Below are 26500 nucleotides of genomic sequence, written 5' to 3' on the forward strand. Positions count from 1 at the left end.
TTAAAACACCGGTGGGTAAGCGATGCGATCAGCTAAAGTACCTACCGCGGCCACAAAGTAATGCGAGCGATTCCACTTCATCAGTACTTGGTAGTTATCGTAAGCTAAATATGCACGCCCTTGAGCGTCGTCTGGCTGAACGATAGAGGCTTGAATATCGCGAATAGGTAAGTTAGTGCCGTCGTAACGGCGAACGCCCATAGCTTGCCACTCGTTTAGGCTTTTCTTAACTTTTAAGCCTGAGTGCGTTGTATCATAATCGTTTGGAAGTTTAACTTGGCGACCCCACGTTAAATCATTGTTCCAGCCACTTTGCGCTAAGTAGTTTGCAGCAGAAGCCAAAGCATCAGCGGTATTGTTCCAAATATCTTTGTTGCCATCGCCATCAAAGTCTTGGGCGTAAGCTAAAAAGGAACTTGGCATAAACTGCACTTGACCCATGGCACCCGCCCAAGAGCCTTTCATTTTGTTAGGTTCAATATGTCCATCTTCAAGAATACGAAGCGCATTCATTAATTCTTTCTTAAAAAACGCTTCGCGACGGCCTTCATAAGACATAGTGGCAAGCGCCGATACCACACTATAGTTACCGGTAAACTTGCCAAAGTTGGATTCCACTCCCCACAAAGCAATAATAAAGCGCGGCTGCACCTTATATTTCTTTTCAATTTCTTTGAGTAATGGGTAGTGTTTCTTATATAACGCCCGCGCTTGCTGCACTTTCCAGTCGGGCACTGCTCGTGGCAAGTAGGTATCTAGTGTTAGCTTAAACTCAGGCTGTTGCTTATCTGCTTTTACAGCGCGAGGGTAAAACTTGGCATTGGTAAATGCGGCATCAATAGTGGCTTGTGAAATGCCTTCACTAGCCGCTTCTACTTTAAGTTCTTCAACGTAGTTATCAAAGCCCGGTTCAGCGTGTAATGAGAAGGCAGCCGAGAATAGCACCGTACCGATAAATTTTTTCACTAACTTCCCCTTTTAGTCATTTTTTGCCTTAGCCTGAGCGGCTAAATGCTGCTTAAGATAGTTTTCTGGAGGTGGTGGTAGTTGTAAATAATAGCCTTGCTCTTTAAACGCGGCTTCTAAGGTGTTTATTTCAACACTAGCAAAATCTTTTGTTGGTCGTTTTGGTACCAACATTACCAGCTCCTTAGCCCCCATTAACTCTAGTAATGACGCTGGAACTGGCGAAAAATCGTCTTTCTTCTCAATATAGAGATAAGTTTGCTGTTTTTTGAGACTTTTATAGACTGCACAGAACATGAAAATGTTAGTATCCTAGTCACTGATCAGGTTATGCTAAAACGCGACTATATCAGAATATATAGTGAAGCGTCATTGCTCGTATACAAATGTAAAAAGGAATCAGCTGTTCATGTCCGGACAGGAAATAGAGTTTAAAGGGACAAACTTTACCCTTTCAGTGGTTTACTTAGGAAAAAATGATTTAACATCATTAAATAACAAGTTAATGGAAAAAGTGGCGCAAGCGCCTCAGTTCTTTAACTGTGCTCCTATAGTAGTGAATATTAGCGAAGTAGACGCTGATTTTGATTTCAACCAACTCAAGGAAGTGGTAGAAGCTCAAGACTTTGTATTAGTAGGCGTTACCGGATGTAGTACCTCTGAACAAAAAACCGCTGCCCGTGCTGCAGGTTTAGCCGTAATGACCAGTGGCTCACAACAAGCAACTGCCAAGCCCAGCAAACCAGCAGAAGAAAAAGCGCCAACACCTCCCCCTACCCCAGCGGCTGTGCCAAGTAAAATCGTTCGCGGACAGATTCGCTCTGGCCAACAAGTTTACGCGCAAAATACCGACCTAGTCATTATTGGCTCGGTAGGTAATGGCGCGGAAGTGATTGCTGACGGTAACATTCATATTTATGGTGCATTAAGGGGTCGTGCTATCGCAGGCGCTAGCGGCAGAAAAGACAGCAAAATATTTTGTCAGAACTTGCAAGCAGAACTTATTTCTATTGCTGGTGTTTATATGTTGCATGAGCAAATTGGCGAACATGCCGACGCGCCGCAATGTGTACAAATAGAAGACCAGCAAATCGTATTTGGTAATTTAAGTTAACTTCGTTAACGAATTTATAAAGGAAAGATAATGGCTAAGATTATCGTTGTGACCTCAGGAAAAGGGGGTGTTGGAAAAACAACCTCCAGCGCGGCTATTGGTACTGGCCTCGCCATTAAAGGTTTTAAAACTGTAATCATCGATTTCGATATTGGTTTACGTAACCTAGATTTAATTATGGGTTGTGAACGTCGCGTAGTGTATGACTTCGTGAACGTAATCAAAGGTGAAGCCAACCTTAATCAATCATTGATTAAAGACAAACGTACCGACAACTTGTTCATTCTTCCTGCTTCTCAAACGCGTGATAAAGACGCGTTAACTAAAGAAGGTGTGCAGAAGGTATTGGACGATTTAGCAGAGCAAGGTTTCGACTACATTGTGTGTGACTCTCCTGCTGGTATTGAAACAGGCGCAATCATGGCGCTTTACTTCGCCGACGAAGCGATTGTTACCACCAACCCTGAAGTATCATCAGTTCGTGACTCAGACCGTATTCTTGGCATGCTTGCCAGTAAGTCAAAGCGCGCAGAACAAGGTAAAGAGCCGGTTAAAGAGCACCTACTATTAACGCGCTACAACCCTGAGCGTGTTAACCGCGGTGACATGTTAAGCGTAGAAGATGTGCAAGATATTCTGGCGATACCATTACTTGGGGTTATCCCTGAGTCACCGGCCGTGCTTAAAGCGTCTAACTCTGGTGAGCCAGTAATTTTAGACACTGAAAGTGACGCTGGTTTAGCTTACGACGACGCTGTAAGTCGATTAATTGGCGAAAGTGTAGACTTTCGTTTCTTAGAAGAACAAAAGAAAGGCCTATTTAGCCGCTTATTTGGAGGATAACGATGTCTCTTTTAGACTACTTTCGAACGACAAAACAGTCTAAAACGGCGCAAACCGCCAAAGAACGACTGCAAATTATTGTTGCCCACGAACGCGGGGAGCGCAGTGGGCCAGATTACTTGCCTGCTATGAAGCAAGATATTATAGAAGTAATAAAGAAGTACGTTGCTATCAACTCAGACCAAGTTAATGTTAGCTTGGACAACAAGAGTGAAGACATTAGCGTACTTGAGCTAAATATTACCCTTCCTGATCAACGTGATTAGCGAATAATGGCTTACGCCAACCAGTAAGTAGTAGAGGCAACTCTTCTGCTTGCTGGTGCTCTTTACGTTTCCACGCAATATATTGATTAAGCACCTTCTTGCTCGCCAATACGTCTTCAGGCAAACCCGACTCTTCTGCGACTGCAGTCACCACCAACTTAAGTTCTTGAATGGTTTTTTTGTAATCTGGGTAATCAACAATACGTTTAATAGGTTTAGGGAAATCCGCTGTATTAACTTGCTGACCCTGTTTCACTAATTTAAGCAAACGTTGACCATGAATACGCAACTCTTGCGGTGGTAAATTAAGCCGTTGTAACTCATCCACGTTGCTTGGTTGGTAGCGCGCTAAGGCCCATAGGTTGTCACCGTGTACCACATTATTAATGGCTAAATCACGACTTGCCGCTTGCTGTATTCGCCAGCGACACAACACTTGTAACACCGCTAATTGCTGCGGGTTTAACTTCCAAGCATTTTTAATGTCTTTATAAACTTCATCTTGGTTTACCACACGTTTTTTCAAGGCTGCTAAACGCGTGCTTTCTTCTAATGCAGCTTGAAAACGCCCTTCTTCTTCTAGCTGCTGTTTAATCTTAAGATATGCGGGTAGCAAATAGATAACATCTAAAGCAGCGTAATCTAATTGCGAAGCCCGCAGTGGACGTGCGAGCCAATCGGTACGAGATTCACCCTTATCGAGTTCAATCTCTAGCTCTGTGGCAATAAAGCGCTGGTAACCCAAGCTAATGCCATGACCAAGAAAAGCCGCACCAACTTGTGTATCAAACACGGTTGCGCCAAATTTTCCACTTAAACGTTGAATGATTTCTAAGTCTTCACTAAACGCATGCAAGACCCAGTGATGCCGGGCAAGAGCCTGCCACAACGGTTCCATTGACACTTTTAGTGGATCCACTAGATAGCATTGCAGGCCATCGTAAATTTGTAGTAAACCCAGTTGAGCATAGTAGGTTCGAGTACGAACAAACTCGGTATCAATGGCTAATACCATTGGGGTTTGTTCATTTAAAAAACGTAACAGAGGCGCAAGTTGCGCCTCTGTTTCAATCATGTCGAAGTTTACGTCTGCCAAAATTGCGGCGTCCTAGTGGAAAGCATCTAATGGCTAACCATTTTACGGTTTATGCCTCTTCGCGCAAGGCTCTACGCAAGATCTTCCCCACATTTGTTTTAGGTAGTTCGTCTCTAAACTCCACCAGCTTAGGCACTTTGTAGGCAGTTAAAAACTCGCGACAGTGTTCTATCACTTGCTTCTCGTTCAGTGAATCGTCTTTTTTAACGATAAACACTTTAACCGCTTCACCACTTACGTCGTTAGGCACACCGACTGCTGCTACTTCTAACACTTTAGCGTTACCTGAAATAACCTCTTCAATTTCATTAGGGAATACGTTGAAACCAGACACCAAAATCATGTCTTTTTTGCGGTCAACGATATGGAAGAAACCTTGGTCATCAACTGTGGCAATATCACCCGTAGCGAACCAACCGCCAGGCATTGATTCTTCGGTCGCTTCTGGTCGCTGCCAGTAACCCTGCATCACTTGTGGGCCTTTCACTAATATTTCGCCTGATTCACCGTCGCCGACTTCTTGGCCATCTTCGCCCACCAACTTAATATCCGTTGAAGGCGCTGGTAAGCCAATACTGCCGTTATAGGCTTCTAAATCGTAAGGGCAAACGGTAACTAGTGGAGCACACTCTGTTAAACCATAACCTTCTATCAGGCGCGAACCGGTGACTTCTTGCCAGCGCTCTGCAACTGCTCGTTGCACCGACATTCCCCCGCCCAGTGATAAACGCAGACGGGCGAAATCTAACTTGGCAAAATCGTCATTATTTAGCAAGGCGTTGAATAAGGTATTTACCCCTGTGATTGCCGTAAAGGGCGTCTTGGCGAGCTCTTTAACAAAGGTAGGAATATCACGAGGATTGGTGATTAATAAGTTCTGGCACCCCATGGCAAAAAACACCATGCAGTTCGCGGTTAATGCAAAGATATGGTAAAGCGGCAATGCTGTTACTACCACTTCTTTCCCTTCGCGCAAACATGGGCCAACAATACCCAAAGCTTGCAGCAAGTTAGCCACCATATTGCTATGTGACAACATCGCGCCTTTGGCGACACCTGTGGTACCTCCGGTATACTGCAAAAAGGCTAGATCTTCACTTTTGATTTCTGGGCGAACATATTGGAGATGCTGCCCTTTAGACAGAACATAACGGAGCGATTGAGCGTGAGGTAAATGGTACTTTGGCACCATTTTCTTCACGTATTTTACAACAAAGTTCACTAAGGTACGTTTGGTTGCAGAAAGCTGGTCGCCTAAACGGGTAAGAACCACATGCTCGATACCGGTTTCTTCTACAATTTCTTCAAGAATATGCGCAAAATTAGACACAATCACAATGGCTTTAGCACCACTGTCGTTTAGTTGATGCTTTAATTCTCGCGGCGTGTAAAGCGGGTTTACGTTAACTACCACCATACCTGCACGCAAAGCACCAAACAAACAAATAGGATACTGCAGCAAGTTAGGCATCATTAAAGCAACGCGGTCACCAGCGTTAAGCTTCAATTCATTTTGAAGATAAGCGGCAAAGGCGCGTGATTGCTCTTCAAGGCGGCGATAGGTCATCACCTGCCCCATGTTAATAAAGGCCACCTTATCTGCGTGTTTAGCAGCACCTTCTTCAAAGACATCTATCAATGTTTGATAGCGTGCTGAGTCTATCTCTGCAGGAACATCTTTAGGGTATCGATTAAGCCAAACCTTATCCACGCAGTTCTCCTAAACATTTCAATTACAACAAGTATAATTTGCTCACCAAGTTTATTGTGAATTTTATTATGCTCTTGGCGGCATCGTTGGCATTAGAGCTTTCGCTCCAAAATTTCAAACGATTGTTTCATACGCCATTTTAAATAACAATATTTTAACATTGAGCGTAGCGGATAAGATCGAAAATAGTGAAGTGGTTCAAACAATTGTTTTAATGTAAGCATTTATAGAGCGAGCAACCTCTACGGAGTTTTGCATATGAAGATGATGCCCACCGTTTAATAAATGGGTTTTAAGCTGCTTAAACCATGCTTGGCGATGGCTTATGTATTCCGCGGATAACAAAGGGTGTTCACTAGCCGCTATTAACAAACTGGGATGTTGCACAGCTCTACAAATATTTTCTGCCTGCGACTCACTAAAGCGCAAAGGAGAGCTTAACTTTAGTTTTTGATCGTGACGCCAATACCATAGACCACCGCGCTTAATCACTGCCCGCTCTACCAATAGTTGGCTATTGCGTTCACTAATCCCATTGGTTTGCGCACGCAATTTTACTGCAGATTCAAGTTTTTCAAATCCCTTAGCGGGCTTTACAGCTTGCCGTTGTTGAATAGCTTTAGTTAGGTGTGTTGTGGTTTCTTCTTCAGCTAGGCTTAAAGGCCCCAACCCGTCTATGCAAACCAAACCGAGCAGTTTTTCTGGGAATGCCGCTGCATAAGTAGTGGCTACCAATGCACCTAAAGAATGCCCAATAAGAATAATAGGTTTGTTAACCTTTAGTTCACAAATAGCACGATAAACATCGTCAACATAATCTACAAAATGGTAATAACCTTGGCGATGTGCAGACAGTCCATGACCGGGAAAATCTAAAGCAATGCAATGTACATCGCTAAATTGTTTAAGAAGAGGCGTAAAACTGGCGGCATTGTCCATCCAACCGTGCAACATCACTACACAGTAATCACTAGAGGCGGTTTGTTCGATATAGGCGATATTAGAGTGAGGTAAATACGAGAAGTCAGTCATTGCGGAGCGGATTGCTTTAGGCGAACAAATCGATACCAAACATCTCATTCACTTGTTGGCGCTTGAGTTGATTAGCAACGTCTTGATATTGAGACACAGCTTCGCCGCCACTGCCAACATTTTGGTCGTAGCGGAGTTTTTCGACACTGCTCTCGTCCATTACCGCCCAGGGTACGATCCCCTTTGGCGCCTTAGTAGCAACACTTAACTCTGTGCTGCTGGTCGCCTTTTTAACGTTTGTTTGTTGCGGTATGGGCTGGCCAAGGCCCTGAATCTTCAAGTTTTATTGTCCTTTAATTACTCTCTACCCGGTAGTTTCTTCCAGGTTACTTTGTCGCGTAAATAAACAGGTTCGGCATTTTCTGCACTTACCAGCTCGCCTTTATTATAGGCAACCTGAGCATAACTAAGCATATTTTGTGCCGTTGGATAAAGCACTGATTCCAACACTTTTGCGCCAGAAAATTGACCGCATAATAGTTCTTGGTAAGTTTGCCAGCCCGTGCCCACAGCAGCTGCGCTTTGGCTATTGCCAGTTAGCAGGTCGGGTTTAATCACAAGCTCTTCATCTACTATACACATCAAGCCGTTTTGCAGATGGTACTCGCCCCAATACACCTCTCCCATGCGGGCATCAATAGCCGCCAAACACTGCTCGCTATTATTGCTAAGGTAAGCGGCTTGCGCCATGGCTTGTAAGGTTGAAACAGCAATCATTGGTTTATCTGCACCAAAAGCCAGCCCTTGAGCGGTGGCTACACCAATCCGCACCCCAGTAAAACTTCCTGGTCCACGACCGAACGCAATCGCATCAAGCTGCTTTAAGCTAACTCCTGCTTCCGCCAAGATTCGCTCAACAAAAGGTAAGATTTTAAGTGTATGGTCGCGTGGGCTGTATTCTTGCTTACTCAGTACTTCACCCTGCCAATGCAGTGCAACAGAGCAGTTTTCGGTTGATGTATCTAAAGCGAGTATGTTTGCTGTCATGTTTCCTCAGCGTCTTTTTTAACAAATTCTAAAACTCTTGAGAGTTCTCTAGTGCGTGGCATAGCGGGCAAACTGCTAATAAATAGCGAACCGTAATCGCGATTCACTAAACGGTTGTCACATATAATCACTACGCCATGATCATCTTGGGTTCTAATTAAGCGCCCTACGCCCTGTTTAAGGCTAATCACTGCTTGCGGCAAATATACCTGACGAAAAGGATCTCCGCCACGTAAACGGCAGTCTTCACTTTTGGCTTTAAGTAATGGATCATCTGGCGCAGCAAAGGGTAGCTTGTCGATAATCACACATGACAGCGCCTTGCCCGGCACATCCACCCCTTCCCAAAAGGTACTGGTTGCAACTAGCACTGCGTTACCATCTTCTACAAATTCGTTGAGTAACTCTTGTTTACCCGCTTCACCTTGAACCAATACCAATAGCTCTGTACGTAGGCGTAACTCTGTTGCCACTTTTTGAATCATTCGGTGGCTGGTACATAAAAAGAAACAGCGGCCACCGTTGGCCTCAATCACCGGCGCAAGCTGATCCAGCATCACTTGTTCTGCATTGGGCTGCTTTGTTTCTGGCAAGTAACGAGGCACACATAACAAGGCCTGTTTTTGATAATCAAAAGGGCTGTCGAGCAACATGCTGCTGGCATCTTTTAAACCCATTTGAGTTTGAAAATGCTGAAAGTTGCCATCTACCGCCAATGTGGCCGAGGTAAATACCCATGCGGCATTACGCTCTTCCACCTCACTATTAAAGCGCTCTGCAATATTAAGGGGGGTAATATTTAAAGTGAAATGCTGCCGAGTAGTTTCGTACCAATAACTAAAACCGGTTTTGTCTACATCCATCACTTTATCGAACAATAGGCGCATTTTAGCTAAACGTTCAAAGCAAGAATCGGCCAGTTCACTGCGCGATAGCGCCAACTTAAGCACTTGATACACAAAGTCCATGTCTTCGCGCAACGCTTCCATCATTTCGCCAAAACGCTTTTGTTTAGCTAATGGGCGCCACTCGCCTCGGTCACGCAGACCTTCAAACTCCAATCTACATTGGCGGATTCTACGCTCTAGCTTTTGCGAGGCTTTTTGTAATTGCGCCATATCTCTAAGCTCAGTTTTATAGCTCAGTTCAATGTCATTACATAAATCGAGTATTTGTCGGCTAGAAAAGTGCTGACCAAAATAACTCGCAGCAATATCGGGTAGTTGGTGCGCTTCGTCAAAGATATAAGCATCGGCTTCAGGAATCAGCTCCCCAAAGCCAGTTTCTTTTACCACCATGTCGGCAAAAAAGAGGTGATGATTCACCACCACTAAATCTGCTTCCATCGCCTTGTTACGGGCTTTAACTAAATAGCATTCTTTATAAGACGGGCAATCTCTGCCGAGGCAGTTATCGTTGGTGCTGGTAATTAAGGGGAATACATCGGCCCGTTCAGCGATTGGGCCAAGCTCGCTAATGTCGCCGGTTTCTTCGCCTTGTGCCCATGCCTTAATTTTTACTAGCTCAGCTAAGGTAGTGCGGTCTTGGCCGCTACCGTAATGGGAAAAACTGTTTAGCCGTTCAATACACAAATAGTTAGAACGCCCTTTTAGCAGCGCTATCATTTGATTGTATTTGAGGGCTTTTTGCATACGCGGTAGGTCTTTAGTAAACAACTGATCTTGCAGCGCTTTACTACCGGTGCTAATAACAATTTTTTTGCCACTGTCCATAGCTGGTACAAGGTAAGCAAAGGTTTTGCCGGTGCCAGTACCCGCTTCAACTAATAAACTGCCACTGGTCTCTATAGCTGCAGCAACCGCTGTGGCCATGTCGTGTTGTTGTGGTCGGGGAGAAAAACCATCTATGGCTTTTGATAACAAACCATCTTTGGCAAAATACTGATGTTTCAAACTTGGTTCCGGCAAGCAAAAGTCGCGGCAACTATACCAGCCGACTCACGCTAGACCAAACACAAAGCTACACAAATAGGTCGATATTATGTTGCTCGTCAGGGTCGGGCTTTTTAGATTTATTGTTTTGCTGTTCGCCGCTTAGCTTTGGCCGCACTTGAATGTCGTTTTGTGCAGCGGTTTTGCTTTTCTTCACCACCTTGGTGGTTTTAATCGGTGGCGCCTTACTATCGGGTTTAGCAGGTGCTCGCGGCAAAATTGGCAATATGGCATCTTGGCTCACAATCACAGCTCCTTTTTATGGCTTCCTATAGTTAATTATCGGTCAATATTCAAACAACTTTAATCTTATAATAAAAAGCAGCCAAAAAAGGTTGCAATTTAGCGCTAGATTGGTAAGTTTATGCCCACTATTGCCATGAAGGCAAAAACCACGTTGACAGGAACGTAGCAATGATTTTTAACCAACTGAAGCATCATCACCACCATCATCCAGAATAGGCTTCAGGCGGTTTTCTGCTGGAAGCTTGTAAGATGCTTCCGGTGGTAGAATATAAGAATATTGCAAACCCCCGGAAGGTTACCCTCCCGGGGGTTTTTTAGTTTTATTATTAGGGACAAAAACATGACAGAGCAAAAACGACTACGCATCGCTATCCAAAAATCTGGACGCTTAAGCGATGATTCACAGGCACTATTAAAAAGCTGCGGAATGAAAATCAATCTCCGCCAACAACGCCTGATAGCCCATTCTGAAAATATGCCAGTAGATTTGCTACGTGTACGCGATGACGATATTCCAGGCTTAGTCATGGACGGCGTGGTTGATTTCGGTATCGTTGGCGAAAACGTATTAGAAGAAGAAACCATGTTGCGCACCGCGCAAAATGAGCCAACTGATTGCGACATTCTTAAACGTTTGGATTTTGGCGATTGCCGCTTCTCATTGGCAGTAGCCGAAGAATTCGATTACACCGGCCCACAATGTTTAGCCAACAAACGCATTGCCACCAGTTACCCAGGTATTCTTAAGCGTTACTTAGACGAGCAAGGCGTACCGTTTTCAACTTGTATGCTTGCGGGCTCGGTTGAAGTAGCTACCCGTGCAGGCTTAGCCGATGCCATTTGTGATTTAGTATCTACCGGTGCAACTTTAGAAGCCAACGGCCTTAAAGAAGTTGAAGTGATTTACCGCTCGCAAGCGGTATTGATTAAATCTAAAAACAAACTAAGCGACGAGCACCAAGACTTGCTAGACCGCTTATTAATGCGCATGCAAGGCACCATGGAAGCCAAAGAAAGCAAGTACATCATGCTGCACGCGCCTAAAACACATCTTGATCAAATTGTAGACCTGCTACCAGGCAGCGAGCACCCAACCGTATTAGCACTTGCCGGTGACGAAGAAAAAGTCGCCCTGCATGTAGTTAGTACCGAGAACCTATTCTGGGAGACGATGGAAAAGCTAAAAACCTTAGGTGCAAGCTCTATTCTCGTTATGCCAATTGAAAAGATGTTGAGATAAGTACCATGCAAACGGTAATTTGGAAGCAACTATCAACAGAGCAACAACAACAGGTGCTGTCCCGCCCTGCTGTTAATAGCTCAACCGACATTGCCGGAATTGTTGCTGATGTAGTAAGCCAAGTACGAGAACAAGGTGACCAAGCGCTGATTGCGCTGGCCGCCAAGTTTGATAACACCGAATTGAGCGAAGTAAGAGTCAGTCAGCAAGAGATTGATGCAGCTGAACAAGGCTTAAGCGACGAGTTCAAACAAGCGGTTGCGCAAGCAAAAGCGAACATTGAAGTGTTTCACCAAGCTCAGAAACCTCAAGCCATTAGTCTAGAAACCCAACCCGGTGTGCGTTGCGAAATGCATTACGCCGCTATAGGCAATGTAGGTTTGTATGTGCCGGGCGGCACCGCACCTTTACCTTCAACAGTATTGATGTTGGCTATTCCAGCACGTATTGCGGGTTGTAAAAAAGTAGTATTAAGCTCACCACCACCGATTGCCGCAGAGATCCTTTATACCGCGAAGTTATGTGGTGTAGACGAAGTATACGCTGCAGGTGGCGCACAAGCGATTGCCGCAATGGCCTACGGCACCGAAAGTGTGTCTAAATCTGATAAAATTTTCGGCCCTGGTAACGCCTTTGTGACCCAAGCTAAACAGCAAGTGAGTGGCGACCACGCAGGTGCTGCTATCGATATGCCAGCGGGCCCATCTGAAGTGTTGGTCATTGCTGACGCTAAAGCCAACCCGGCTTTTGTAGCTGCCGACTTATTATCGCAAGCCGAGCACGGCCCCGATTCACAAGTGATTTTAGTCACCACCAGTGAGCAACAAGCCGAAGCGGTAAATCAAGAATTGGCTCGCCAATTAGCACTGCTTAGTCGCAATAACATTGCCGACCAAGCGCTATCACACAGTACGGCGATTGTAGTGAACGACTTAGCCCAAGCGGTACAGGTGAGTAACCTATACGGCCCAGAGCACTTAATTGTACAAACTGAGCAAGCGCGCGACTTACTGCCAGAAATTGAGAATGCTGGTAGTGTGTTCTTAGGTGAGTGGACACCTGAATCAGTAGGTGATTACGCCAGTGGTACTAATCACACCCTGCCAACTTATGGCTATACACGTGCTTATTCAAGCTTAGGAACAGCTGACTTTATGAAGCGTTTTACGGTTCAGGAATTAAGCCAGCAAGGTTTAAAAGACTTAAGTGCAGCAGTAGTGCCTATTGCCAATGCCGAAGGCTTAGACGCTCACCGCCGAGCGGTAACTCTGCGTTTAGGCGAGGATCAATAATATGTCGGTGACATTATTAGCCCGTAAAAAGATTCAAGCACTCGTGCCCTACCAAAGCGCACGTCGCATTGGTGGCAGTGGCGAAGTATGGCTAAACGCCAACGAAAGCCCAGACGTGAGCGATTTTAGCTACGAAGGTGACGAGTTAAATCGCTACCCTGAGTTTCAACCAGCAGCGCTTATTAATGGTTATGCCGCCTACGCAGGCGTAGAGCCAAACCAAGTGCTGGCCAGTCGCGGCGCAGATGAAGCCATCGAAGTATTGATTCGCGCCTTTTGCGAACCCAACGAAGATAGCATTGTTATCTGTGCGCCGACTTACGGCATGTACTCGGTAAGTGCCGAGACTATTGGTGTAGAAGTTAAAACTGTTGAACTCGATGCTAACTTTGACCCAGACTACGCAGCGCTTGCTCAAGTAAATAGCAAAATCATATTCTTATGTGCTCCAAACAACCCCACCGGCAATATGCTTAATAAAGCCAAGCTGTGTGAATTGTTAAGTGCCCAAAAAGACAAAGCGCTAGTCGTGGTAGATGAAGCTTATATTGAGTTTTGTGAAGAGCAAAGCGTGGTTAAGCTACTGAGCGATTACGACAACCTAGTGATTACTCGTACTTTGTCTAAAGCCTTTGCCTTAGCCGGTTTACGTTGTGGCTTTACTGTAGCCGGCACCGAAGTGATAGAGGTAATGAGCAAAGTAATTGCACCCTACCCAATCGCCCGACCGGTTGCCGAAATTGCCGCAAAAGCGCTAACCCAAGATGGTTTGAAAATTATGCGCGAGCGCGTAGCAAAGCTAAATGCGATTCGCAGCCAAGCGGTTGAAGATTTAAGCAAACTTAATATTGTGCAAGAGATCTTCCCGGCTACCGGCAACTACATTTTGGTACGTTTCGACGAATCAGCCCGTGTATTCAAAACATTGGGCGAACAAGGCATTGTGTTGCGAGATTTTGCCAATAAACCGCGATTAGAAAACTGCATTCGCATTAGTATTGGTAACCAGCAAGAAGTGGCCGCCACTGTATCAGCAATTCAAGGATTGGAGCGAACTTAAGTGAGCCAAGTAAAACAGAAATTCTTATTTATCGACCGTGATGGCACCATGATCGACGAGCCTATCACCGACAAACAGGTAGATAGCGTAGAGAAAGTAAAACTAGAGCCACAAGTGATCCCAGTGTTGCTTAAGCTACAAGCTAATGGCTACCGTTTAGTGATGGTGACTAACCAGGATGGTTTAGGCACCGACAGCTTTCCAGAAGCTGATTTTCACCTAGCACAAAACTACATGATGGATATCTTCGAATCACAAGGCGTGAAGTTTGACGACGTGCTGGTTTGCCCACATTTCGACGAAGATAACTGCAGCTGCCGTAAGCCAAAGCTTGGTTTGGTAAAAGACTACCTAAAAAGCGGCGTGATTGATTTTGCCAATTCTTACGTAATTGGCGATCGCCATACCGATATGCAGTTAGCCGACAACATGGGTCTTGAAGGCCTGCAATATCAGCGCGATGGCCTTAACTGGGTAGCAATTGAAAAGCAGCTTACTCAACTTGGTCGCAAAGCCAAGGTTGAACGCAATACTAAAGAAACCCAAATTAGCATCGCAGTTGATTTAGACAATGCCGGCGGCAGCCAAATTGATACAGGCTTGGGCTTTTTTGACCACATGCTAGATCAAATTGCCACTCACGGCGGTTTTCAGCTTAATTGTAAAGTGGTTGGCGATTACCATATCGACGATCACCACAGCGTAGAAGACACAGCAATTGCTTTAGGCCAAGCGCTAAAAGAAGCACTTGGCGACAAACGTGGCATTGGCCGTTTTGGCTTCGTATTGCCTATGGACGAATGCCTAGCGCAATGTGCCCTAGATTTAAGCGGCCGCGCTCATCTAGAGTTTAAAGCCGACTTTACTCGCGACAACATTGGTGACTTTGCCACAGAAATGGTGATTCACTTCTTCCGTTCATTAAGCGATGCCATGGCCTGCACCCTGCACCTAGAAACCACCGGGAAAAATACTCACCACATGGTAGAGGCCCTGTTTAAAGTATTTGGTCGTGCACTTGGTCAAGCCATTGTTAAATCTGGCGATGCCATGCCAAGCAGCAAAGGCACACTATAAGCCCTGCGCTTTAAAGGATAAGAGCAACCATGAACGTAATTATTGATACAGGATGTGCCAACTTATCTTCGGTAAAATTTGCCGTAGAACGTTTAGGCTTTCCGGTAACAGTGAGCCGCGATCCACAAGTGATTTTAGCCGCTGACAAACTGTTTCTACCCGGTGTAGGTACCGCCACCGAAGCAATGAAAAACCTTGCCGACCGCGAGTTGATTGACTTAGTTAAACAAGTTAAGAAGCCGCTACTGGGTATTTGTTTAGGCATGCAAATGCTGGCCGAATTCTCTATCGAAGGCGGCGCCAAGCAGGCAGAACAACCAGTACCCTGTTTAGGTTTAGTACCCGGAACCGTTAGCCTAATGCAACCGCAAGATGGCCAGCGTTTACCCCACATGGGTTGGAACCAAATTCAACCTAAAGCTGGTCACCCACTGTTTAAAGGCATTGAAGCAGGCAGCTACTTCTACTTTGTACATAGCTACGCCCTACCAGTAAACGCCGCCACTATCGCCGAATGTGATTACGGCAATGCCTTTACCGCAGCAGTAAACAAAGACAACTTTTACGGGGTGCAATTTCACCCAGAACGTAGTGGCCAAGCCGGTGCGCAACTCATCAAAAACTTCTTGGAGATGTAACATGATCATTCCTGCTTTAGATTTAATAGACGGAAAGATTGTGCGTTTGTTCCAAGGTGATTACGCACAAAAAACTATTTACGGCGACGACCCGCAAGCACAGTTTTCTGAATACCACAGCCAAGGCGCTGATTGGCTGCACTTAGTTGATTTAGACGGCGCGAAAGATACCAGCGCTCGCCAACTCGACGTAATTGCCCAGCTACTAAAAAACACCCCTGCTAAAATTCAAATTGGTGGCGGCGTGCGCAGCGAGCAAGACGTTAAAGATTTATTGGATGCTGGCGCAGAGCGTGTAGTTATTGGCTCTACCGCGGTTAAGCAACCAGAAGTGGTTGCCAAGTGGATGGAGAAATACGGCGCCGAACACATTGTACTGGCGCTAGACATTAACATCGACGCCCAAGGCAATAAGGTTGTGGCAGTATCGGGCTGGCAAGAAGACAGTGGCGTAACTATTGAAGAGCTAGTGGCGATATACTCGCCGGTTGGCCTTAAGCACGTATTGTGTACCGACATTTCTAAAGACGGCACGCTTGAAGGCTCAAACGTAAGTTTGTATCGCGAGCTATGTGCGCAATACCCAGATATTCACTGGCAAAGCTCTGGCGGCATTGGCGACTTAAACGACATCGCCGCGCTTACTGATACTGGCGTATCCGGAGTGATTGTAGGCCGCGCATTGCTAGAAGGTAAGTTCAACGTAGAACAAGCCATTGCCTGCTGGCAGCAAGGAGGCAACAATGCTAGCTAAACGAATTATTCCCTGCCTAGACGTAAAAGACGGCATGGTAGTAAAAGGCGTTAAGTTTCGTAACCACGAAATTATTGGCGACATTGTCCCCCTAGCCAAACGTTACGCTGAAGAAGGCGCCGATGAACTAGTGTTCTACGATATTACCGCAAGCTCAGACGAGCGCGTAGTAGATAAAAGCTGGGTAAGCCGCGTAGCCGAAGTGATCGACATTCCGTTTTGTGTAGCTGGTGGCATTAAAACCATTGAAGACGCTAATCGCACTTTGCAAAATGGTGCCGACAAAATTTCTATCAACTCCCCTGCTTTAGCCGATCCAAGTTTAATTACTAAGTTAGCCGACAAGTTTGGCGTGCAATGCATCGTAGTGGGCATTGATTCTTACTACTGCGACGAAACCCAACAATACCAAGTTAAACAGTTTACCGGCGACGAAAAGCGCACCGTAACCACTGCTTGGAATACCTTTGATTGGGTTAAAGAAGTGCAAACACGCGGCGCGGGCGAAATTGTATTAAACGTAATGAACCAAGATGGCGTGCGCCAAGGTTACGATTTAGAGCAACTAAGCCGAGTACGAGAGATTTGTAACGTTCCCTTAATCGCCTCTGGCGGCGCAGGCGAAATGCAGCACTTTAAAGATGCATTCAAAATTTCTGACGTAGACGGCGCATTAGCCGCCAGCGTATTTCACAAAAGCATTATTGATATTGGTGAATTGAAGCAATATCTCAAACAACAAGAGGTGGCAATTCGACTATGAGCCAGTTTGAAGAACTAAACCAAAAGATTAACTGGGACAAAGTAGAAGGCTTAATCCCAGCAGTGGTTCAACACGACCTCAGCGGCCAAGTGCTAATGCTAGGTTACATGAACAGTGATGCACTGGCTAAAACCTTAGATACCAAGCAAGTTACCTTCTTTAGCCGCACCAAACAGCGCCTATGGACCAAAGGTGAAACCTCGGGCAACGTGCTACAACTTAAAAGCATTACCCTAGATTGCGACCAAGACACACTACTGGTAGCTGTTGACCCAATTGGCCCAACTTGTCACCTTGGCAATCCAAGCTGCTTTGACGGCCACCAAGAGCCTAAGCTGACCTTTATCGCTCAACTACAAGCCGTATTGGCCGAACGCAAACTAGCGGACCCAGAAGAAAGCTACACCGCTAGCCTATTCGCCCGTGGCACCAAGCGCATTTGCCAAAAAGTAGGCGAAGAAGGCGTAGAGGTTGCGCTAGCGGCCATGGCTAACGACCGCGAAGAGTTAGTGAATGAAAGCTCAGACTTGTTGTATCACCTACTGGTATTACTAGAAAAACAAGAAGTGGGTTTTGACGAAGTAGTAGCTTGTTTGCAGGCAAGGCATAAATAAGGCTAACACCTTCTAACCAAATAAAAGCCAGCGTAATGCTGGTTTTTTTGTTTCATCTAAAGCCTAGAAAAGTTGGTGATGGTAACCTTTAGTTGTCTATAAAAGTGGGGCTAAAAGGCGTTATTAATGGCTTTTCGGCCAGTTTAATTTCACTCTGCCCCCAATTATTTCTTTTCTTTACAGTGCTTAAGTGCTGACGCACCTACCGTTTTCCTCCATCAAACACCTCTAAGCCCGTTAAAGCGGCCACAACTGGGCGGTCGACAATTCACATCCACTAATACTGCGACCAAGGCGTCCTGTGGTTATGCAATTGCTTAATAGAAATTCAGTAATGGCCCATCGCAGGTTTAAGGCCTTGTTGTATTGTTTCCAGTTGACGATGTTGATTTTTTATTTACTAATGACACTACCTGGCAGTTGTGGTTTAACGATTAACTCGCTGAAAGGTGAAAAGGTTCGATTATAAGTTTACCTGCCTTTGAAAACCATCAAAGCAGAGACCTAGGTTACAAAAATACATTCTGAACAGTAGTACTGCCAAAATCAATGTCTCCACAATCCCAACAATATATTCTTTTTACAAAAAGTTTGGTATCACCACACTTTAGTGATAAATTTAATTTTAAACTATTCAATGAGATTTAATAAAATGAAAAAAATAATTTCAAATTTTTGTTGGCTGTTAACACTATTGATTTTCACATTATCGGTAGAATCAGCAGAAATAGCTCGCTATAAGCTTGATGGGAGTCCAGCGGATTCTGGCCCTAACGTAATGAATGGTAGGTTATATGGCAACGTTAATCCAACAACAGACCGACATGGAAACACTAATAGTGCAATGAGATTTAATGGTGGTCTTATTCAAGTTGATCTATTCAGAAATCATGATTTTGGTAACCAATTAACTATTTCATTTTGGATGCGCCGTACTTCATCTAGTAACTATATGGGAATCATCAACAATGGGCACTCAGCAAAGTCATTTGATATACGCATGGGAAGAGAAAATGGCGGAACGTTTTTATTTGCTAATTCTCAATGGGGTAGTGGAAATTTAGGCGTAAGCTCTAGAAATTTTATCAATATAGGTAGCTGGCACCATGTAGCTATTGTTTTCAATGATGGCCTTGCAAGGCTATATATTGATGGACAAAAACTTCACGAAAACTTTATACCACCCAGCAGCTTAAGCGTTTTTAATACCCCTCTAACTATAGGCTCCAACGGAAACGGCTTAGGTCATGAACCTTTTAAAGGTTCGCTAGATGACATTTGGATGTTTGATGAAGCTTTGTCCGATACAGATATATTCGCATTAGCACAAGGTACATACCAACCCACAATGCAAGTTAAGTTAGAGTTGGTTTCCAATCAAACCGATATTCCCCCCTCAGGAGGCTCGATTACTTATAATGCTGAGATTACAAATAACATCGACAACGATACGACAGATTTCATTAAATGGGCTGTACTAACACTTCCTAATGGACAGGATTACCCTATACTCTCTCCAGAAGCTATAAATATCGCAATAAATGATACAACTCACTATCAAAATCAAACGGGGAATATTCCTTCTTGGTTCCCTCCAGGACAATATACCTACCGTTTTTATGTTGCAGACCCTGCAAAACCAAACGGAAACATCCTTAATTCCTATGTGACATTTAAAAAGCTTTAAGATAACATTTGCTTTTATAATCGAACACTTTTAGGCAAAGTAAATATTAAAGAGGAGGACCTCCTCTTTAATTAATTTAAATTCCCAATTATAAAATAAAATATCAAAGCACTCGATAATTTCACTCTATAAACGAGACACTTTCACAACCAACAGGTCGAAACCTGAAGACGACTAAGATACTAAGTTATTTTTTCAGCCTTGTATCTCACCAAAATATTAACCCAGCGGTCTGATTTTAAAGAATATGCCAATAACTAGTTTAAAGATTAGGAAGTGATAAAAACGACTAACAATTTTACAACCAATATTTTTAAATATTAGATAAATTACGCGCAGTCTACATTAACTGACAACTCGATGTTCAGCATGATGCCAGAAGTTATAAAATTGCTCTTTTTAACCCTGTTTGTCACACCTACACCCGTCTAACATATGTCCGTGTTCACAACCTTAGAGCTCACACACTCAAACATTAACCACCGCTAAATGTTAGATGATAGGCATGATTTTTCTTATAATGCCGCTACAAAGAACAGGCGCTATATCACCTATAGTTACATGGCTTAAGTGGATGTGTTCGTTAAGCCACCATAAATTGAAAATTAAAGAGAAATTATCATGAGATACCTCCCTCCTTACCCTAACTGTGAATCAGCCTATTTACTCATTCGCATTTAATTCTCGGTATTTCACTCGTAACAAAAAGCCGCGCTGGAGGGCCAACTCCAGCGCGGCTTTTAGATATCCAAGAAGACTAATCGTTAAATCGCCGAACCTTGCTGCTCAACTTCAGATTCAGCGTTTATACGCTGCACCACTGCTAGACCTTTTTCTAAGGCTTCAGTGCGGCTATCTACGATATGTTCATCATCTATCCAATCGCGGATTTGGATTTTCTCTAGCTGATGCATGGTTTGCTCGTTAGGGCTATAGAGGAAGACTTCACAGCCAGCATCTAAGGCATCACGCATGGCGTTTTCTAAAGCTAGCGCTACGGTTACATCAATCATCGGTACCGCACTAAGGTCTAGCACCATTACTTTGTATTGCTCAACCGCTGCGTGTTGTCTGGCAATGGCTTTTGATACTCCAAAAATCATTGGCCCTGAGAGGTAGAAAAACAACAGCTGGCCCTTGGCTTGGTCTAACAATTGGCGTTCTGAATCCTCTAGTGGCACTCCGTCATCGGCATCGGATATCGCTTTAACGTTTTTCTCCTGAACCCGACTCAGCTTTTCAATAGTGATAACGTTGGCAAGAAATACCCCAATGCCTACCGCGTAAATTAAATCGACAAACACAGTAAGAAACAGCACCCCATACATGATGAAAGTGGGGACTAAAGATACCCGATGTGCGCGTTTAATAAAGCTCCAATCAAGAATATTAAGGCCAACATACATAGCGATACCCGCCAGCACCGCCAGCGGAATAGGCTGGGTAAGCGGTGCTAACCACAACACAACTAGCAGCAAGATTATCGCCCGCACAATACCAGATAGCGGAGAGCTGCCTCCTACTTGAACGTTAACCACGGTTCCCATGGTAGCGCCCGCGCCAGGCAAGCCGCCAAACAGGCCTGAAACCGTATTTGCTATGCCCTGCCCCATTAACTCGCGGTTAGAATCATGTTCTTTGCGGGTTAAGCTATCGGCAATTACTGCGGTAAGTAGAGTATCGATACAACCTAGTGTGCCTAGCACTAAGGCATCAACTAGCATTTCACTAAGCAGGCCCCAAGTAAAAGTGGGCCAAATTATTGATGGCAAGCCGCTTGGGATCTCACCAATACGGCGAATGCCGTCATCACTAAATAGCAGCATTGACACTAACGTAACTGCCACCAGCGCAACCAACTGTGGTGGGATGATTTTTTTATATTTATTAGGCATGAACAACAGTGCGCCTAAGGTCATCAGCCCTAGAAGAAACTCACCAAAGTGCATGTTACGAATGAGATCGGGAATCGCCTGCAGGGTTCCCAAAGCTCCACCGGCGGGAGTAGACTGCCCCAAAAAGGGCGCCAGCTGCAGGATAACTAGAATGACACCCACCCCAGACATAAAGCCTGAGATAACACTATAAGGCATCAAGGTGATGTATTTGCCTAGCTTGAGCGCGCCGAGGGCGATTTGAAATACTCCAGCCATCATCACCACGGTAAACGCCATGGCAGGCCCATTTTCTGGGTGTTTGGCTATCATGGTGGTCAGCACAGCCGCCATTACTACCGTCATCGGGCCGGTTGGCTCTGAAATTAAAGTGCGCGAACCACCAAATAAAGCGGCAAACAAACCTACTAAAATAGCGCCCCACAGACCCGCTTGAGGCCCCGCTCCCGATGCAACACCAAATGCCAAGGCCATTGGTAGTGAGACGATCGCTGTGGTAACACCACCAAACAAATCGCCCTTTATGTTCATTGCGTCAAACTTACCCTTAACCAAACCGCTACTCCTTTTGCTTGGACGCCTCAATTGTATTGAATTCTTTTAGAATTAAAACACTGAATGTAGTGCGGTTATTAGTTATTTTTAGTTAAGCATTCACACGAAAGCTAGCCAAATACAACTTCAAGCAGCTTAGGCAGCCATTTGAATGGCTAAATGCACTGCATAGTTAGGCTTAGCATACTCCATGTGCGTCATTCATTACTGGCTTAACTAGCCAACAATATTGGTGAAAGTACCTAAGTGATTTTGCCATTCACTTATTTTGACTTAATACTGAAAGTCGCTCATTTAGTCAGTTAAAACCAACATCAATCTTGGTTAAGCCCTAGCTGGCAGAGTTATTCTTCCTTATAATAGCGCTACAAAAAGTAGGTGTTATGCACCTAGTGTTACTTTGGCTCAATGAACACATTCGCTGAGCCACCATAAATTTAAAGATTAAAGAGAAATTACCATGAGCGATCTCCCTCCATGCCCTAACTGTGAATCAGCCTATGTTTATGAAGACGGTTCACTACTTATTTGCCCTGAATGCGCTCATGAGTGGAATCCAAACGAAGTGGTTGTAGACCCAGATGCAATTGTATTAAAAGACGCGGTTGGCAACTTATTAGCTGAAGATGACAAAGTCACCTTGATTAAAGATTTGAAAGTGAAAGGGTCTTCTTTAGTGCTAAAAGTAGGCACCAAAGCGGTGATTAAACGTTTTGTTGATTCTGACCACGACATTGACTGTAAAGTTGATGGCCACGGTCACATGATGCTTAAATCTAAGTTTGTTAGAAAACAAAGCTAATTGAACTAAGCACTATCGCTAAAATAGAAACCTGCACCTGCAGGTTTTTTTATCCCCTTTAACCATACAGCTAGCCACATAACATTAAGGAACACCCGATAGCGATGAGTAAAGTACTGTGTTTTGGTGACTCTAATACTTGGGGTTACTCTCCTACTACTGGACAACGTATGCCTGCCGACTCTCGTTGGCCACGGGTGATGGCGAGTTTGCTTGGAGAGGCTTACCAAATCATTGAAGCCGGACAACCAGGCAGAACCACCTATCCCAATTCACCAGACTTTGGTTTAAGCAGAGGTATAGAAGCTTTATTACAGGAGGCCAGTAAACACCAGCCAGAGTGGTTGCTGTTGATGTTAGGCACCAATGATTTATACCCGGCTTTTCACCTATCTGCAGAGCAAATAAGTAACAACCTTGAGCAAATGATTGTTGAGCTAGGCCAACACTGTGTAAGCCAAGGAATAACAAGCCCACAAGTATTGTTACTTGCCCCACCAGCTATAGACGAAACAGGCCATTTCGGTCAGCACTTTACGGGCTCACAAGCTAAGTCTCAGCAACTAGCTGGCTTACTCGAAGCCAAAGTAAATAAACTTAGCTGTGCGTTTTTTGATGTAAACAGCATTATTAACCTTAATCAGCAAGACGGCGTTCATTTAAGCCCTGAGCAACATAAACAACTTGCTGAAACTCTTGCGCTAAAACTGGCGTTTATTTGCCAGTAAACTTAGTTAAAAGCCTCATGCAGAGGCTTTTAGTCATTACAAACCAAAATGCTTCGGCAGCTTGTGTGGTGCCCATTGTTGCCAACGATACAAAGCCTCTATAAAAAAGTAATCGCCAAAAATAGTACCTACCTCTGGCTCGCCCCATTTTTCCGAACCTTTCAACAAAATACTTTGATAGTTATTGTCCATCGCTAAGTATTTCGGAGTAGAAAGTGACGCTAGCATTTGCTGCGCGTCGATTAAGTACTTTTCTTGTTGGGTAATCTTATAAAGCTCTATTAGTGCTGAGGCCACAATCGCGGTAGCCGAACTATCTCGAGGGTTATCATCATCTATTGGTGCGTCAAAGTCTGAATACGGCACCCAGTCTTGAGTTTGCTGTTTGGTGCTTTCAATATAATATTCATAAGACTTGATTGAGCGCTCTAGCATCCTTTCTAAACCGGTGTAACGATAATACATAGCATAAGCATAAACCGACCAAGCTTGGCCTCTTGACCAAGTTGATTCCGTTTTCCAGCCTTGATGGGTTCGTTTCTTAACTACTTCTCCACTGGGGCTATAACTCACTACATGGTAAGTGCTGCCATTTCCTCTTACGCCGTGCTCCCAGGTTTTATCTGCATGAGAGATCGCCATATTGGTGAACTCGGGCTTGTTGGCATGTTTGCCTACCCAAAGCACCAATTCCATATTCATCAACTGATCAATATTGACTTCAAAAGGCAGCCGAGTGGGATTACTGATCCCTTGCCGCCAAGACCGAAATGCGCCGATATCTTTGTTGTAGCGCTGTTTCACTAAGGTAGAGGCACCATCTATCAATACTTGCTTGTAATCTTCGCTAGGCTTTTCACCAATGGTGTAGCCTAAACCAAAACTGTTAAAAATTTGAAAGCCAGTGTCATTATCAGTGGCATAAGCGCGTGACCTTACCCCTTCTGTCCAATGTTCAGCATACTGCTGCCATTGGCCATTATCACTTAGTGCATTTAGATACCAAAAGATGCCCGGTATAAATCCGCTACACCAGTTTTTAGAATACTCATGCTGCCATTTTCCCGCTTCATTGGTATAGGCTGTAAACCAATGTTGGTTACTGTTTAATGCCTCGGAGGCAAGCAGTTCAGATTTGCTTTCTATAAGCGCCATAACGCTTTGCGGGGGCGCTTGGCTGGTTACCGCCTGTGCGTTTACAGACAACATGCTCACTGCTAAGCCAGCGACAACCGTTTTTTTAAGATTGGTCAGTTCAAAATAAGATTCAGAATAAGAAAGGCGCATTGTAACCTCATGGTTTTGGAGCGATGGTGAAGCGAAGATACTCAAGCAAAATGCTGGTAGCAGGCTTAGGGCTCTCACGTATTAGCAACGCGAGAGTTAACGAGGTGCCGGCTTTATTTTGGCTCAGTCGCTGAATACTCAAGCTTGTAAAAATGCGCTTCACTCATGCCATGTGTAAATTGGTTGTATACACCGGCCTTAAAGTAACTTAACAGGTGACGCCAGTAGTCAATGTCATGCTTAACAAGGTTGGTGCCATCTACGTCAAGCGATAGGGTTTTATTGCCCACGGTAATATCAAAAGCAGTAGTTTTGCCTGTCGGCGCTTTACCTAAGTCAATGTGGCTATAGGCCACGTCTGGCTTACACATATTTTTGTCTTTGTTTTTCTTGCCAAAGCTGCCCTTACAAATTACTGCATTATTTTTGATGATTGCCCAAAAATGACCTTTCACACCATCGGCATCACGCTTCCATACCACCCTCAATAAGGGGTGTGGCACATTGTGTGTGCCTTCATCATCTAGGCCTTTGTTATGCACTTGTAGGAAGGTAATCTCATCTTGCTTTGAATCTGAGTTTTTCATTGACGCTTCGGGGTCGATCATCTCTACATCTGCGCGTAATGTGTAAAAGTGATCGGGTAAATCAGTACGGAAGTTTTTATGTACGCGAACTTCATTTCGTAAGTGGTCGTTCTTCATTTTGAAGACCAGCGCTTCGCTAGTTTTATCTACATAAAAGTAAGGATTTACGATGCCACTAAAATCTCCGTCTAGCGCAAAGTACTCCTTATTGCCTTTCTTACCTTCCGCATCTGAAATTTGCAGCTCAGATTCGCTTAATACATGTTGAAACTGAGGGTAATTAATCGGTTCGCCCAAGCTACCGTTGTTATCAGAAAACTGAACATTGGCTGAGGCCAATGTGGAAACAGCAAGTAAAGCCGATAAAGCAAGTAGATGGTTTTTCATAATTCCTCAAATTTGTATTATAATAACTCTAATAATTTTTAGCACATTCGAAGAACAATAAAAGCCACTTAACACGATAGTGTGCACCAAGGCTCAAAAGTGATTCGGTAGATGTAATTCGATGAGTAATTAGCAAGATAAAGGCTTAATTGGTATTGAAGAGAACTTTAGGTTTGGTGCTGAACATTCTCGATATTATTTTCATGTGTTTAGTTTTTGACATTAAACGTTAGAATAAACTCTTAAGCGGCAAGCCACCCTTTTCTCTCAGCCTCTCCGATAGGACAACTTATGCTGTTTGTATGCTCCGATATTCATGGCGATTTTAACGCTTTGCAACTCACCCTTTCAGCTTTTAAGCGCAGCGGTGCCTCGCACTTTATTTGCTTAGGCGATGTGCTTAATCATGGGCCTCGTAATCCAGTACCTAAACACTATGCACCTTTAAAAGTGGCTGAAGCGCTAAATACGATAGCTGAAAGAACTATTGCCGTAAGGGGAAATTGCGACAGCGAGGTTGACCAAGCCTTATGTAAGTTTCCAATAATGGCTGAATACAATCAGTTGCTGCTCGATTCGCGGAAAGTGTTCTTATGCCACGGCCATACCTTTGGGCCAAGTCATCTTCCGCCATTGGCTGCAGGTGACATATTGGTGAGCGGCCATAGCCACATTCCTCAGGCACATTTAGAAAGCCAGCATTATCTGCTTAACCCCGGCTCAGTGGCTATTCCTCGCCAAGATTGGCCTGCCAGCTACGCACTAATTACCGAACAGCAATTACAAGTACTTAAATTAGACGATCACTCCCCGTTAGTGAGCTGCAGCTTAGAATAACCAAGACTTAGCCTATGTTCTGTTGTGCCATCGCCATTGTTCACTCGTAACAACGCTGTGTATTTTCAGATTTGTAATTCACCC

The 26500-nt window shown here is 44.4% G+C and carries 27 protein-coding genes and 1 other annotated feature; of the genes, 15 read left to right on the top strand and 12 right to left on the bottom strand.

The annotated features are described in order from the left end of the window. Window positions 1-966: a lytic transglycosylase domain-containing protein gene (locus tag Q4549_RS07470; protein ID WP_303551001.1), complete on the bottom strand. Its 966-nt coding sequence runs from the start codon at window positions 964-966 to the stop codon at window positions 1-3. Between the two features lie 12 nt (window positions 967-978). After that, window positions 979-1263 (bottom strand): YcgL domain-containing protein, encoded by a 285-nt coding sequence (locus Q4549_RS07475; protein WP_137674596.1) that lies wholly within the window; start codon window positions 1261-1263, stop codon window positions 979-981. Between the two features lie 112 nt (window positions 1264-1375). Between Q4549_RS07475 and minC the strand changes: the two genes are divergently transcribed. From minC to minE, 3 genes are read left to right on the top strand one after another with little or no spacing between them, the layout of a single operon-like run. Next, a complete protein-coding gene (minC, locus tag Q4549_RS07480) occupies window positions 1376-2080 on the top strand; it encodes a septum site-determining protein MinC (protein ID WP_303550998.1) in 705 nt (234 codons plus the stop codon). 30 nt (window positions 2081-2110) lie between these two features. Beyond that, window positions 2111-2923: a septum site-determining protein MinD gene (gene minD / locus Q4549_RS07485; protein WP_137674598.1), complete on the top strand. Its 813-nt coding sequence runs from the start codon at window positions 2111-2113 to the stop codon at window positions 2921-2923. Between the two features lie 2 nt (window positions 2924-2925). Then, on the top strand, window positions 2926-3189 hold the full coding sequence (minE, locus tag Q4549_RS07490; RefSeq protein ID WP_137674599.1) for a cell division topological specificity factor MinE: 264 nt from the start codon (window positions 2926-2928) through the stop codon (window positions 3187-3189). On the opposite strand, the gene rnd is transcribed toward minE, so the two are convergent. The 7 genes from rnd to Q4549_RS07525 all read right to left on the bottom strand — a co-directional run bounded on the left by rnd (window position 3164) and on the right by Q4549_RS07525 (window position 10211). Further along, window positions 3164-4285 (bottom strand): ribonuclease D, encoded by a 1122-nt coding sequence (gene rnd, locus Q4549_RS07495; protein WP_303550995.1) that lies wholly within the window; start codon window positions 4283-4285, stop codon window positions 3164-3166. The genes minE and rnd overlap by 26 nt on opposite strands. Window positions 4286-4334: 49 nt before the next feature. Further along, window positions 4335-5996 carry a long-chain-fatty-acid--CoA ligase FadD gene (gene fadD, locus Q4549_RS07500; protein WP_303550992.1) on the bottom strand — a complete coding sequence of 554 codons (1662 nt, stop codon included), beginning with the start codon at window positions 5994-5996 and terminating at the stop codon, window positions 4335-4337. A 198-nt stretch (window positions 5997-6194) separates the two neighbouring features. Beyond that, a complete protein-coding gene (locus tag Q4549_RS07505; protein ID WP_303550989.1) occupies window positions 6195-7028 on the bottom strand; it encodes an alpha/beta fold hydrolase in 834 nt (277 codons plus the stop codon). A gap of 16 nt (window positions 7029-7044) precedes the next feature. Continuing rightward, complete coding sequence (locus Q4549_RS07510; RefSeq protein ID WP_137674603.1) at window positions 7045-7308, bottom strand: hypothetical protein; 264 nt, start codon at window positions 7306-7308, stop codon at window positions 7045-7047. 17 nt (window positions 7309-7325) lie between these two features. Next, a complete protein-coding gene (gene tsaB / locus Q4549_RS07515) occupies window positions 7326-8015 on the bottom strand; it encodes a tRNA (adenosine(37)-N6)-threonylcarbamoyltransferase complex dimerization subunit type 1 TsaB (RefSeq protein ID WP_303550986.1) in 690 nt (229 codons plus the stop codon). Next, complete coding sequence (locus Q4549_RS07520) at window positions 8012-9928, bottom strand: ATP-dependent DNA helicase (protein ID WP_303550983.1); 1917 nt, start codon at window positions 9926-9928, stop codon at window positions 8012-8014. Before Q4549_RS07520 ends, tsaB begins: the two co-directional genes overlap by 4 nt. A gap of 67 nt (window positions 9929-9995) precedes the next feature. Continuing rightward, complete coding sequence (locus tag Q4549_RS07525) at window positions 9996-10211, bottom strand: hypothetical protein (RefSeq protein ID WP_303512985.1); 216 nt, start codon at window positions 10209-10211, stop codon at window positions 9996-9998. Window positions 10212-10404: 193 nt separating this feature from the next. Then, window positions 10405-10532, top strand: a sequence feature (His leader region). Window positions 10533-10553: 21 nt separating this feature from the next. Here Q4549_RS07525 and hisG point away from each other — a divergent pair. From hisG to Q4549_RS07570, 9 genes are all read left to right on the top strand, one after another. Continuing rightward, the gene (gene hisG / locus Q4549_RS07530) at window positions 10554-11453 is read left to right on the top strand and encodes an ATP phosphoribosyltransferase (RefSeq protein WP_137674607.1); all 900 of its coding nucleotides are present in this window, start codon (window positions 10554-10556) and stop codon (window positions 11451-11453) included. A gap of 5 nt (window positions 11454-11458) precedes the next feature. Continuing rightward, on the top strand, window positions 11459-12745 hold the full coding sequence (gene hisD / locus Q4549_RS07535) for a histidinol dehydrogenase (RefSeq protein ID WP_303550977.1): 1287 nt from the start codon (window positions 11459-11461) through the stop codon (window positions 12743-12745). Between the two features lies 1 nt (window position 12746). Continuing rightward, window positions 12747-13805, top strand: coding sequence for a histidinol-phosphate transaminase (hisC, locus tag Q4549_RS07540; RefSeq protein ID WP_303550975.1), 1059 nt, complete (start codon window positions 12747-12749; stop codon window positions 13803-13805). Continuing rightward, window positions 13806-14882: a bifunctional histidinol-phosphatase/imidazoleglycerol-phosphate dehydratase HisB gene (gene hisB, locus Q4549_RS07545; RefSeq protein WP_303550972.1), complete on the top strand. Its 1077-nt coding sequence runs from the start codon at window positions 13806-13808 to the stop codon at window positions 14880-14882. Between the two features lie 29 nt (window positions 14883-14911). Continuing rightward, a complete protein-coding gene (hisH, locus tag Q4549_RS07550) occupies window positions 14912-15520 on the top strand; it encodes an imidazole glycerol phosphate synthase subunit HisH (RefSeq protein WP_303550971.1) in 609 nt (202 codons plus the stop codon). A gap of 1 nt (window position 15521) precedes the next feature. Further along, window positions 15522-16274 (top strand): 1-(5-phosphoribosyl)-5-[(5-phosphoribosylamino)methylideneamino]imidazole-4-carboxamide isomerase, encoded by a 753-nt coding sequence (gene hisA, locus Q4549_RS07555; RefSeq protein WP_303550968.1) that lies wholly within the window; start codon window positions 15522-15524, stop codon window positions 16272-16274. Further along, window positions 16264-17037 carry an imidazole glycerol phosphate synthase subunit HisF gene (gene hisF / locus Q4549_RS07560; protein WP_303550963.1) on the top strand — a complete coding sequence of 258 codons (774 nt, stop codon included), beginning with the start codon at window positions 16264-16266 and terminating at the stop codon, window positions 17035-17037. The genes hisA and hisF overlap by 11 nt, the downstream gene beginning before the upstream one ends. Further along, a complete protein-coding gene (gene hisIE, locus Q4549_RS07565; RefSeq protein WP_303550958.1) occupies window positions 17034-17651 on the top strand; it encodes a bifunctional phosphoribosyl-AMP cyclohydrolase/phosphoribosyl-ATP diphosphatase HisIE in 618 nt (205 codons plus the stop codon). Before hisF ends, hisIE begins: the two co-directional genes overlap by 4 nt. 652 nt (window positions 17652-18303) lie before the next feature. Then, window positions 18304-19338, top strand: a complete 1035-nt coding sequence (locus Q4549_RS07570) for a LamG domain-containing protein (RefSeq protein WP_303512970.1) — start codon at window positions 18304-18306, stop codon at window positions 19336-19338. 764 nt (window positions 19339-20102) lie between these two features. On the opposite strand, the gene Q4549_RS07575 is transcribed toward Q4549_RS07570, so the two are convergent. After that, window positions 20103-21764 (bottom strand): SulP family inorganic anion transporter, encoded by a 1662-nt coding sequence (locus Q4549_RS07575; RefSeq protein WP_303551294.1) that lies wholly within the window; start codon window positions 21762-21764, stop codon window positions 20103-20105. A 484-nt stretch (window positions 21765-22248) separates the two neighbouring features. Between Q4549_RS07575 and Q4549_RS07580 the strand changes: the two genes are divergently transcribed. Beyond that, window positions 22249-22590: a zinc ribbon domain-containing protein YjdM gene (locus tag Q4549_RS07580; protein WP_137674616.1), complete on the top strand. Its 342-nt coding sequence runs from the start codon at window positions 22249-22251 to the stop codon at window positions 22588-22590. A gap of 104 nt (window positions 22591-22694) precedes the next feature. Further along, on the top strand, window positions 22695-23318 hold the full coding sequence (locus tag Q4549_RS07585) for a GDSL-type esterase/lipase family protein (RefSeq protein WP_303550955.1): 624 nt from the start codon (window positions 22695-22697) through the stop codon (window positions 23316-23318). Window positions 23319-23354: 36 nt separating this feature from the next. Here Q4549_RS07585 and Q4549_RS07590 read toward each other — a convergent pair whose 3' ends face one another. Both Q4549_RS07590 and Q4549_RS07595 read right to left on the bottom strand, forming a co-directional pair. Further along, entirely contained in the window at window positions 23355-24605 is a 1251-nt protein-coding gene (locus Q4549_RS07590) for a glycoside hydrolase family 88 protein (RefSeq protein ID WP_303550952.1), read from the bottom strand. A gap of 113 nt (window positions 24606-24718) precedes the next feature. Then, window positions 24719-25579: a polysaccharide lyase family 7 protein gene (locus Q4549_RS07595; RefSeq protein WP_303550948.1), complete on the bottom strand. Its 861-nt coding sequence runs from the start codon at window positions 25577-25579 to the stop codon at window positions 24719-24721. Between the two features lie 291 nt (window positions 25580-25870). On the opposite strand from Q4549_RS07595, the gene yfcE reads away from it, so the two are divergent. Then, the gene (gene yfcE, locus Q4549_RS07600; protein WP_303550945.1) at window positions 25871-26416 is read left to right on the top strand and encodes a phosphodiesterase; all 546 of its coding nucleotides are present in this window, start codon (window positions 25871-25873) and stop codon (window positions 26414-26416) included. Window positions 26417-26500: the final 84 nt, after the last annotated feature.

The organism is Agarivorans sp. 2_MG-2023 (genome assembly GCF_030548085.1).
Classification (GTDB): domain Bacteria; phylum Pseudomonadota; class Gammaproteobacteria; order Enterobacterales; family Celerinatantimonadaceae; genus Agarivorans.

Excerpts from the sequence above, each read along its gene's own strand:
- Q4549_RS07475 (WP_137674596.1), bottom strand. The coding sequence starts at position 1,263 with ATGTTCTGTGCAGTCTATAAAAGTCTCAAAAAACAGCAAACTTATCTC.
- minC (WP_303550998.1), top strand. The coding sequence starts at position 1,376 with ATGTCCGGACAGGAAATAGAGTTTAAAGGGACAAACTTTACCCTTTCA.
- minD (WP_137674598.1), top strand. The coding sequence starts at position 2,111 with ATGGCTAAGATTATCGTTGTGACCTCAGGAAAAGGGGGTGTTGGAAAA.
- minE (WP_137674599.1), top strand. The coding sequence starts at position 2,926 with ATGTCTCTTTTAGACTACTTTCGAACGACAAAACAGTCTAAAACGGCG.
- Q4549_RS07505 (WP_303550989.1), bottom strand. The coding sequence starts at position 7,028 with ATGACTGACTTCTCGTATTTACCTCACTCTAATATCGCCTATATCGAA.
- tsaB (WP_303550986.1), bottom strand. The coding sequence starts at position 8,015 with ATGACAGCAAACATACTCGCTTTAGATACATCAACCGAAAACTGCTCT.
- hisG (WP_137674607.1), top strand. The coding sequence starts at position 10,554 with ATGACAGAGCAAAAACGACTACGCATCGCTATCCAAAAATCTGGACGC.
- hisD (WP_303550977.1), top strand. The coding sequence starts at position 11,459 with ATGCAAACGGTAATTTGGAAGCAACTATCAACAGAGCAACAACAACAG.
- hisC (WP_303550975.1), top strand. The coding sequence starts at position 12,747 with ATGTCGGTGACATTATTAGCCCGTAAAAAGATTCAAGCACTCGTGCCC.
- hisH (WP_303550971.1), top strand. The coding sequence starts at position 14,912 with ATGAACGTAATTATTGATACAGGATGTGCCAACTTATCTTCGGTAAAA.
- hisA (WP_303550968.1), top strand. The coding sequence starts at position 15,522 with ATGATCATTCCTGCTTTAGATTTAATAGACGGAAAGATTGTGCGTTTG.
- hisF (WP_303550963.1), top strand. The coding sequence starts at position 16,264 with ATGCTAGCTAAACGAATTATTCCCTGCCTAGACGTAAAAGACGGCATG.
- hisIE (WP_303550958.1), top strand. The coding sequence starts at position 17,034 with ATGAGCCAGTTTGAAGAACTAAACCAAAAGATTAACTGGGACAAAGTA.
- Q4549_RS07570 (WP_303512970.1), top strand. The coding sequence starts at position 18,304 with ATGAAAAAAATAATTTCAAATTTTTGTTGGCTGTTAACACTATTGATT.
- Q4549_RS07575 (WP_303551294.1), bottom strand. The coding sequence starts at position 21,764 with ATGAACATAAAGGGCGATTTGTTTGGTGGTGTTACCACAGCGATCGTC.
- Q4549_RS07580 (WP_137674616.1), top strand. The coding sequence starts at position 22,249 with ATGAGCGATCTCCCTCCATGCCCTAACTGTGAATCAGCCTATGTTTAT.
- Q4549_RS07585 (WP_303550955.1), top strand. The coding sequence starts at position 22,695 with ATGAGTAAAGTACTGTGTTTTGGTGACTCTAATACTTGGGGTTACTCT.
- Q4549_RS07590 (WP_303550952.1), bottom strand. The coding sequence starts at position 24,605 with ATGCGCCTTTCTTATTCTGAATCTTATTTTGAACTGACCAATCTTAAA.
- Q4549_RS07595 (WP_303550948.1), bottom strand. The coding sequence starts at position 25,579 with ATGAAAAACCATCTACTTGCTTTATCGGCTTTACTTGCTGTTTCCACA.
- yfcE (WP_303550945.1), top strand. The coding sequence starts at position 25,871 with ATGCTGTTTGTATGCTCCGATATTCATGGCGATTTTAACGCTTTGCAA.